This is a genomic window from Acetomicrobium sp. S15 = DSM 107314 (assembly GCF_016125955.1).
GTDB lineage: Bacteria > Synergistota > Synergistia > Synergistales > Thermosynergistaceae > Thermosynergistes > Thermosynergistes pyruvativorans.
The window spans coordinates 1-368 of record NZ_JADEVE010000302.1 but is presented as its reverse complement, the minus strand read 5'-3'; the positions used below and the strand labels follow the sequence as shown (position 1 = coordinate 368).

Sequence of the window (368 nt, the reverse complement as noted above, 5' to 3'; positions counted from 1 at the left end):
CAAAGGTGACACTTCGACCGGATATTTGAACACGAACGTGGGCTGCACGAGCTTTTCTTCCACGAACTCCTCGAACAACTCCGCGAGGATCGAGTATTTGCTCTCGCCTGCCTCCACCTCGACCCCACGTCGTCGGGCGATCTCGCGGGTTATAACGCTCGCTGTGGGGTGGTGGTCCAGTCCGACCTCATTCACGAGCAGAACGAAGGGGCGAAGAGGCCCTATCTCCTGGCTCGTATTTATGCTACCGGGGCGCGCAACTATAAAAACGACGTAATAGGCCCCAGGGAGCTTAAAAAGGAGGCCGTAGCCGTCGCCACGGGTGGCGTCTTCGGGAGCGACTTTATACTGCACCGCGTCCAGGAGTT

At 57.9% G+C, this 368-nt stretch carries 1 pseudogene; it reads right to left on the bottom strand.

The features are described from left to right. Positions 1-354 (bottom strand): annotated as a pseudogene (locus EZM41_RS09125) (hypothetical protein); the annotation flags it as partial. Positions 355-368 lie beyond the last annotated feature (14 nt).